The organism is Variovorax sp. P4_D9, assembly GCF_056401695.1.
Map to the genome: position 1 here is coordinate 1 of NZ_JBFUIU010000389.1, position 8,364 is coordinate 8,364.

Annotated in this window: 9 protein-coding genes; all 9 read left to right on the forward strand. The window is 63.9% G+C overall.

Annotation, left to right across the window (positions count from 1 at the left end):
- On the forward strand, positions 1–387 hold a 387-nt coding region (locus AC1DY5_RS32125; protein ID WP_478118062.1), incomplete at its 5' end, for an electron transfer flavoprotein subunit alpha/FixB family protein.
- A 119-nt stretch (positions 388–506) separates the two neighbouring features.
- Positions 507–1,385: an alpha/beta fold hydrolase gene (locus tag AC1DY5_RS32130; protein WP_478118063.1), complete on the forward strand. Its 879-nt coding sequence runs from the start codon at positions 507–509 to the stop codon at positions 1,383–1,385.
- 49 nt (positions 1,386–1,434) lie between these two features.
- Complete coding sequence (locus tag AC1DY5_RS32135) at positions 1,435–2,403, forward strand: Bug family tripartite tricarboxylate transporter substrate binding protein (protein ID WP_478118065.1); 969 nt, start codon at positions 1,435–1,437, stop codon at positions 2,401–2,403.
- 31 nt (positions 2,404–2,434) lie between these two features.
- The gene (locus tag AC1DY5_RS32140; RefSeq protein WP_478118067.1) at positions 2,435–3,403 is read left to right on the forward strand and encodes a Bug family tripartite tricarboxylate transporter substrate binding protein; all 969 of its coding nucleotides are present in this window, start codon (positions 2,435–2,437) and stop codon (positions 3,401–3,403) included.
- 276 nt (positions 3,404–3,679) lie between these two features.
- On the forward strand, positions 3,680–4,561 hold the full coding sequence (locus tag AC1DY5_RS32145; protein ID WP_478118069.1) for a GMC family oxidoreductase: 882 nt from the start codon (positions 3,680–3,682) through the stop codon (positions 4,559–4,561).
- 15 nt (positions 4,562–4,576) lie between these two features.
- On the forward strand, positions 4,577–5,410 hold the full coding sequence (locus AC1DY5_RS32150) for a GMC family oxidoreductase (RefSeq protein WP_478118071.1): 834 nt from the start codon (positions 4,577–4,579) through the stop codon (positions 5,408–5,410).
- 136 nt (positions 5,411–5,546) lie between these two features.
- Complete coding sequence (locus AC1DY5_RS32155; protein ID WP_478118073.1) at positions 5,547–7,019, forward strand: aldehyde dehydrogenase family protein; 1,473 nt, start codon at positions 5,547–5,549, stop codon at positions 7,017–7,019.
- Positions 7,020–7,068: 49 nt separating this feature from the next.
- Positions 7,069–8,106 carry an amidohydrolase family protein gene (locus tag AC1DY5_RS32160; RefSeq protein WP_478118074.1) on the forward strand — a complete coding sequence of 346 codons (1,038 nt, stop codon included), beginning with the start codon at positions 7,069–7,071 and terminating at the stop codon, positions 8,104–8,106.
- An 11-nt stretch (positions 8,107–8,117) separates the two neighbouring features.
- A partial coding sequence (locus AC1DY5_RS32165) for a helix-turn-helix domain-containing protein (protein ID WP_478118076.1) occupies positions 8,118–8,364 on the forward strand: 247 nt, incomplete at its 3' end.

Consider the following 8,364-nt stretch of genomic DNA (forward strand, 5'->3'; position numbering starts at 1 on the left):
GTCACCAAGAGCGAGCGCCCCGAACTGACGGCCGCCAAGATCATCGTCTCGGGCGGCCGGGCCCTGGGCAGCGCCGAGAAGTTCCAGGAAGTGATGGCGCCGCTGGCCGACAAGCTCAACGCGGGCCTGGGCGCCAGCCGCGCAGCCGTCGACGCAGGCTACGCCCCGAACGACTGGCAAGTGGGCCAGACCGGGAAGATCGTGGCGCCGCAGCTCTATATCGCCGCGGGCATCTCCGGCGCGATCCAGCACCTGGCCGGCATGAAGGACTCCAAGGTGATCGTGGCGATCAACAAGGACGAAGAGGCACCGATCTTCTCGGTGGCCGACTACGGCCTCGTCGCCGACCTGTTCGTCGCCGTGCCGGAACTCGTCAAGGCGCTCTAGTCATGGCGCTGCTTCGTGAATGCCTGCACGCCGTGCGAGTCCGGCACGGCAGCGACATGCCGTCACCGCTTGGCCCGAGCCGGGGTCGCTGTTCGACGATGCTCATGACCGGAGGAACCATGAAGACATATTCCCCCCTTCCGGGCACGCCGGTTCCGATGCATGCGTGGACCGTCGAAGGTGGCCTGAAGCTCGCCGGTGATTCGTGGGGAGATCCGAAAGCGCCCCTCGTGCTGCTGCTGCATGGAGTCGGGCAGACGCGGCATGCCTGGCGCACGACCGGCAGGATGCTCGACGCCGCGGGCTACCACGCGGTCGCGTTTGATGCGCGCGGCCATGGTGACTCGGACTGGCCCGCTGATGGCGACTACTCGCGCGACGCCATGGTCCGAGACCTGCGCAGCCTGGTCACAACCTTCGGTGAACGGCCCGCGCTCGTCGGTGCTTCGATGGGAGGGGCCACCAGCCTAATCGGCGTGGGCGAGGGACTCATCGATTCCAGCGCGCTGATCCTCGTTGACATCGCGCCGCGTACCGAGCCCTCCGGTGTCGCAAAGGTACGGTCCTTCATGCGCGGCACGACGGAGGGATTCCGCACGCTCGAAGAAGCGGCGGAGGCGATAGACGCCTATCGCCCGCGCACCGGCACGGTACGCAGGCTCGACGGACTCGCGAAGAACCTCCGTCTGGGCATGGATGGCCTCTATCACTGGCACTGGGACCCGCGGCTCACGGCGCGTGAGCGCGAGAGCGACGAGCGGCGAATGGAAGCTGCCCGCAGGCTGCACCTGCCAACACTCCTGGTGCGGGGCGGTCACTCCGACGTAGTCAGCGAAGAGGGGGCACGCGACTTCATGCGCCTCTGCCCGCACGCGCAATTCGTGAACATCGCCGGGGTGGGCCACATGGTGTCAGGCGACCGCAATGATGTCTTCGGGCGGGCGGCTCTCGCCTTCTTGCGCGTTGCCGTGCCGGGAGCCGGACCCACCACGGCGTGAAGGCACTCGCCCATTTTTCAGATCCTGAAATAGAACAAAGAGACATCGCATGACAAAAGATGCATTCCGCTGGCTGCTCATAGTCGCCGCAGCGATCGCGCCGGTGGCATTTGCACACGCGCAGACCACTGGCGGTCCGCCGCTTAAGTTGGTGGTTCCATATTCGGCGGGTGGCACGACCGATGCGCTCGCGCGTTTGCTTCAAAAGCAACTCGCCGAAGTCATGAATCGAACCGTGTTGGTCGAGAACAAGCCCGGCGGTGCAGGGACGATTGGAACCGATTTCGTCGCCAAGGCGGCGCCGGACGGAAACACGATCGTCTTCGGCAACCAGGCGCCGAACGCGATCGTTCCCGCTGCGCGCAAGACACCTTACGACCCGCTGAAGGACCTGCGTCCATTGACCACGGTGGCCTTCATGCCGCTTGCACTCACGGTGTCGGTCGACAAAGGCGCGAAGACTCTGCCGGCCTTGATGGACCAGGCGCGTCAGCCTGGGGCGCGGATGAACTATGGGTCGTCGGGGACGGGCTCGTTCGCGCATCTTGCCGGGCACGAGTTCGCGCGCCAGGCCAAGCTCGACATGGAGCACATCCCGTACAAGGGAGGCTCGGACGTGGTCACGGCGCTGCTGGCTGGTGACATCCAGGCGAGTTTCATCACGGCGATGGAGGCGACGTCCCAAGTGCGCTCCGGCAAGCTGCGGTTCCTCGCCGTCACCTCACCAAACCGCATTCCGAACCTGCCGGCCGTGCCGACGATTGCCGAGGAAATCCCGGGCTTCGATGCAGTCATCTGGTTCGCCGTGTTCGCTCCGAACGGCACGCCGGATGCCGTTGCGGAGCGGCTGCGCGATGCGGTGGTCCGGGCCGCGCAGCGACCTGAATTCCGATCGTACCTTTTGGACCGCAATGCCGAGGCGAGAACGAGTACCCCGCAAGAGCTCACCGACCTCGTGGCCCACGACATGCGCGTCTGGGGCGACGTCGTGCGCAGGGCCGGGATCCGGATGGATTGATTCCAAGAATTTCACCCAATAGGAGACATAGATGAAACCAGGTATTCGCATCATTCTCGCTGCAGCGGCCCTGCTCGCCCCGGTATTCGCGGGCGCACAGCAGGAAGCTTGGCCCTCACGCGTGATTCGCATCATCGCACCCACCGCGCCAGGATCGAGCACCGACTACCTCGCGCGTGCATTCGCGCAATATGCGGGCGGGCAGACGAAGCAGCCCGTGGTTGTCGAGAACAAGCCCGGCGCCAACGCAATCATCGGCGCCGAGGCCGCGAAGAACGCCCCGCCCGACGGCTACACCTTCTTCATTGGCAGCGTTTCTACGCATTCCGCCAATCCTGCGCTCTACCCGAAGTTGCCCTACGACCCGACCCGTGATTTCGTCGAGGTTGGCATGTTCACCGTGTTTCCGTATTTCGCCGTCGTGCGCAAGGACAGCCCGTATCAATCGATGGCGCAGTTGATCGATGCCGCGAAGGCCCATCCGGGCAAGGTAACGTGTGGCTATGCCACGACTGCGTCGCGCGTGCCCTGCGAACTGCTCAAGGTACGCGCGCCGGCCGAGATCCTTACGGTGTCGTACAAGTCCGCGCCTGCGGTCCTGACTGACGTCGCTGGAGGCACCATCGACTTCACGATGATGGACGCCATGTCAGCATCCCTCGCGATCAAGGGCGGGTTGCTGCGTCCTATCGCCATAACCTCCGCAAAGGGGTCGCCGGCCTTTCCGGAGGTGAAGCCCGTGGCCGACGCGCTGCCGGGCTTTTTCTACGAAGGCTGGGCTGGTCTCACGGCACCCGTTGGAACGCCTCGACCGGTGCTCGAACGCATGAACCGCTTCATGCGCGAGGCGCTAGCGCAGCCTGAGATGCGCCGACAGATCGAGGAAAGCGGAGCCGTCGTTCGTATCACCACGCTTGAGGAGCAGGCCGCATGGACGGCGGCCGACCGCAAGCAATGGAGAGAGTGGGTGAAAGTGGCCAACATCCCGCCGGTCGATTGAGCCATCCATTCGGGCGTCCACGACGGGAAGAGAAGCCGGTAATGAGCTGCCAAGTCGACGTCGACAGCCTGTGCACCATCAGGTATTCCACCGCGATCGATGACGAACTGGACTTCGTCGCGCGTCGGGCAACCGGGTGCGGCGAAGTTTCACGCTCCGCCTCCACTCCATGAGAGGCGAAGCGGCAGCAAACAATCGCTGCGCGGAGGCATTGTGAAGAAGGTCGCRGGTTAACCCCGTCGAAATCCTATCGCCTCGTGAAAGTCGCATGTCCTCGTGCGGCTGCGCGACTCTCAAAATCCTCGTATCGATTTCGAGGGCAAGCAAATGAGACATCCTACCTATGACTTCATCGTCGTCGGCTCCGGCTCGGCCGGCGGCATCGTCGCAGCGCGGCTAAGCGAAGGCGGCAGGTACACGGTCCTTTGCCTGGAGGCCGGCGTGAAGGGCGCGAAATACTTCTGGACCAAGCCGCCGATGGGTGTGGCGTTCATGATCAACAACCCGGTAGTGAACTGGCGCTACCAGTCGCAACCGAACGAGACACACGGCGGCCGGTCCCTGTATGTCCCGCGCGGCAAGGTGCTCGGCGGCAGCAGTGCGATCAACGGCATCATTTACAACCGCGGGCAGTGCGACGACTATGACGGCTGGGCCGCGATGGGTTGCAAGGGCTGGAGCTTCAAGGATGTCCTCCCGCTGTTCAGGAAGATCGAAAGCACGGCGATCGGAGAGGACCGCTACCGGGGACGGAGCGGTCCCGTCAAAGTGGTGGAAGCTTCGAAGTCCTGCGCGTTCTTCGACATCTACATGGATGCCGCCGCCGCGGTGGGTATCCCGCGAAATCCGGACTACAGCGGCAGCAGCCAGGAAGGCGTCGCCATGTCGCAGCAGACTGGCTGGCGCGGATTGCGCCACAGCACGGCCACGCAGTACCTCGAGCCCGCACGACGGCGCGCGAACCTCACGATCTCTCAAGGCGCCGAGGCCACCTCGCTCATCATCGAAGGCAAGCGCTGCGTCGGTGTGCGCTTCTTGTGCCATGGCCAGATGCGCGAAGCGCACGCCGCGCGCGAAGTGATCGTTTGCGGAGGCGCGGTGAATTCACCTAAGCTGCTGGAGCTATCGGGCATCGGCAATCCTGAGATCCTGGGATGACACGGTATCGCCGTCGTGCATGCGCTGCCTGGCGTCGGCGAGAACCTGCGCGAGCACTATGCAGGGCTGCTGAAGTGGCGCCTGAATCGCCCAGGTATTGCGCTTACACGTAAGGCGCGAGGCTGGCGGCTCATGCTCGAGATCCTGCGCTACGCGCTCTTCCGCACCGGCTTCGTCGCGCAGGGCTACGGATCGTTGCGTCTTTTYGCGCGCACACGTCCCGAGCTCACTCGGCCGGACTTCATGATGGTGATCAATCCGTACATCCTTGAGGTCAAGGCGGGTAATCGTCGGCAGATCTCTGCGACTGAGGGCTTCTTTGCCTACACGCACCTGCAACGTCCGGAAAGTACGGGCAGCATCCACCTAAATTCCGCAGACCCCTTGGAGCCGCCTGCGATCAGCTTCCGCTTCCTCGAGACGGAGGAGGACCGTCGCACCTCGGTCCTCGCGGTGCGACGCGCCCGGGAAATCGCAGCCGCTGCGCCCATCTCTGGAGTGGTAGCCGAGGAGATGGAGCCCGGACCCAAGGTACAGACTGATGAGGAGATCCTCGATTTCCTGCGCCAGTCTGGCCAGATGACGCAGCATCCGGTAGGGACCTGCAAGATGGGCCACGACGCCATGTCGGTAGTCGATGACCGGTTGCGTGTGCATGGTATCGCCGGTCTACGAGTCGCCGACGCATCGATCATGCCGACGCTAGTTTCTGGCAACACGAGCGTGCCCTGCATGATGATCGGCGAGAAGTGCGCGGAGATGGTGCTGGCCGACACACAGTACGATGCGGAGCACGCGGCGGAACCTCCCCGAGTTCGGTCACCGGAGCGCAAAGCGGCTCTGGTTTGAATCGCTTCGTGCCACCGAAAGGGTTAACCCCCAACTTTTTCTCTCACTGAATGAAAGAAGCCATCTTGTCCCTTCCAGGGCGCTGCGGACAATCTTTTGTCAGATGAGAGCACAACATTCATTCGTCGAGAGCACCATGGAAAGCGAACTGCAGACGCATCGCAACTTCATTGGCRGCCGCTGGACCGAGTCGTTGACCGGCGAGACGTACGAGCGGCGAAACCCCTATGACCAGTCACTGGTGGGCGTCTACCAGGACTCCGGCGCGCACGACGCGAGCCAAGCCATCGATGCCGCGCGCGACGCATTCGATCGAGGCGCTTGGCCGCGCATGTCGGCTGTTGAGCGCGGCGCAGTGCTGCGGCGCGCCGCGGGCCTCCTACGTGAGTGCGCGCCGCGCATCGCGGATGTCATGACCCGTGAAGTCGGACAGCCCAGAACCGAGCAACTGAAGGCTATAGCCGGCGCGGCGGATGCGCTGGACTATTACGCGGGTCTGATCGTGGAGCGGCGCGACCACGCGATTTGCGGCCAGCGCGACGACGCAACCGGCTTCGTGATGAAGGAACCGATAGGCGTCATCGGCTCGCTCACTGCTTGGAATGCGCCGCTGTCCCTGTCGCACAAGGCGTGCCCCGGCTTGGCGGCGGGCTGTACGGTCGTCCTTAAGCCGGCACACCAGTCCGCGGGCGCGGTGATCGAGTTCGCGCGCATTCTTCATGAAGCTGGACTCCCGCCGGGGGCCTTCAACGTCGTCACGAGCGCGCGCGACAACGGCGCGATCGTCGGACAAGTGATCGCCGGAAGCGAAAAGCTGGACATGGTGACCTTCAMCGGCTCCAGTGCAACCGGCAAGGCGGTCATGCGATCCGCATCTGACAACCTCACCCGCGTGAAATTGGAGCTCGGCGGCAAGTCGCCGTACATCGTCTTTGCCGACGCGCACTCGCTGGGACACACCGCCGCCGCCGTGGCGAAAGGCATCTTCAGGCTGGCGGGCCAGTCCTGCCAGGCGGGCAGCCGTCTGCTCGTGCAGGCATCGGTGAAGAACGAATTCATGGAGCTGTTACTGCGCGAAGTGGCGGCGGTGAGGATGGGCGATCCGTTCGCCGGCGACACCGTTTGCGGTCCTCTCGTCAGCGAGGCGCAATTGGAGCGCGTTGAGTCATACGTGGCGATTGGCAAGTCCGAGGCCCGGTTGGTCGCAGGCGGGAGGCGGCCGCAGCGAGAGGATCTGCGGCGCGGGTTCTTCTTCGAGCCGACGGTGTTTGACGAGGTTGGCCCTGATGCACGCATCGCGAAGGAAGAGATATTCGGACCTGTGCTGAGCGTGTCGGCCTTCCGTGATGCGGACCACGCCGTCGAGCTGGCCAATGCGACGAAGTTCGGACTGGTCGGTTCCGTCTGGACGACGAAGCTCGAGACCGCGATGAAGATGGCGAGAGCCGTGAGTGCTGGGATGCTGTGGGTGAACTGCTCGCGCGACGAGCCGCCTCTCAAGTACATGCCGACGGTGTTTCGCAGACAGAGCGGAGTTGGGGCAGAAATGGGGCCAGAAGGGCTCGAAGCCTTTCTGGAAGCAAAGAGCGTGATGATCAAACACGGGTGAGCGAACGATGGATCCAGCAACTTTCACCCAAGCAAAGCCCCAGCGGGGCATGCCGCCGCAGCACTGGATCGACGAAGCGTGGCTTGCGTTGCGCGACGAGGACGTGATCGAACCAGATCGCCCTATCGTCGACCCGCATCTTCACCTGTGGGACGGCCACGGAACCTATCTAGTTCCTCAAGTGCTGAAGGACCTGAACAGCGGTCATGACGTGCGAGGCAGCGTCTTCATCGAGTGCTCGTTCATGTACCGGGCCGACGGCGACCCGCGCTTCGCGAGCGTGGGGGAGGTGGAGTACATCAATGGTGTGGCCGCGGAGTTCGCAAGCGGATGCCACGGCCCCGTCAGGGCCTGCGCGGGCATCGTTGGTAAGGTGGATCTCACGATGGGCGCCTTCGCGGGCGACGTGATGGAAGCTTGCATTGCGCGTGCGCCCGATCGCTTCCGCGGTATCCGGCACATGGCCGCGTGGGATGCGAGCCCGCAGGTGAGCACCCTGCGTCGGCCGCCGCCAAAAGACATGCTTGTGGATGCTCGCTTTCGCGAGGGTTTCGCAAGGCTCGCGCCGCTAGGCCTGAGTTTCGATCTCTGGTGCTACCACCCGCAGTTGCCGCAGGCGATTGACCTGGTGGATGCATTCCCCGAAACGCACATCATCATCGATCACTTCGGCGGCCGTGCTGGCATCGGGCCCTATGCGGATCGCAAGGACCAGGTGACGCGTGAGTGGGCGCGATCGATCCGGGCGTTGGCAGAGCGGCCGAATGTCGTGATGAAGCTCGGAGGGATCGGTATGCGACTGGGGGGCTTCGATTTCATCGATCGTGACCGGCCCCCGACTTCGCTTGAACTGTCGCAGGCCTGGAGGCCTTATGTTGAAACCTGTATTGAGGCCTTCGGGCCGAACCGGTGCATGTTCGAGAGCAACTTCCCGCCCGACAAGGCGGGCTGCTCGTATCGCGTGCTGTGGAACACGTTCAAGCGCATCACGGCGGGCTGTTCGGACAGCGAGAAGGCCGACCTGTTCGCGGACACTGCGGTTCGAACCTATCGCCTTCCAGAAGAACTGGGTCGAAAGGCCAGGTGACTGGGTGCATCATGGCCCAGTTGTCCAAGGGAAAGGGCGAGGCCCGCGTCCGACCGACGCGTGTGTCTTCGCTGAACCACAACTCTTCGGACGCTGACGGCGTCTCCGCTGCCGCGCCGGAAAAGGCCGACGTCGGTTCGCAGAGCATCCGGCGTGTGTTCGCGATTCTGCGGGTGGTTGCGGCGGAGGGCGGCAACGGCCTGCGCCTGACCGAGATCGCCTCGCGCGCTCAACTGCACCTTGCCACGACGCACCGAC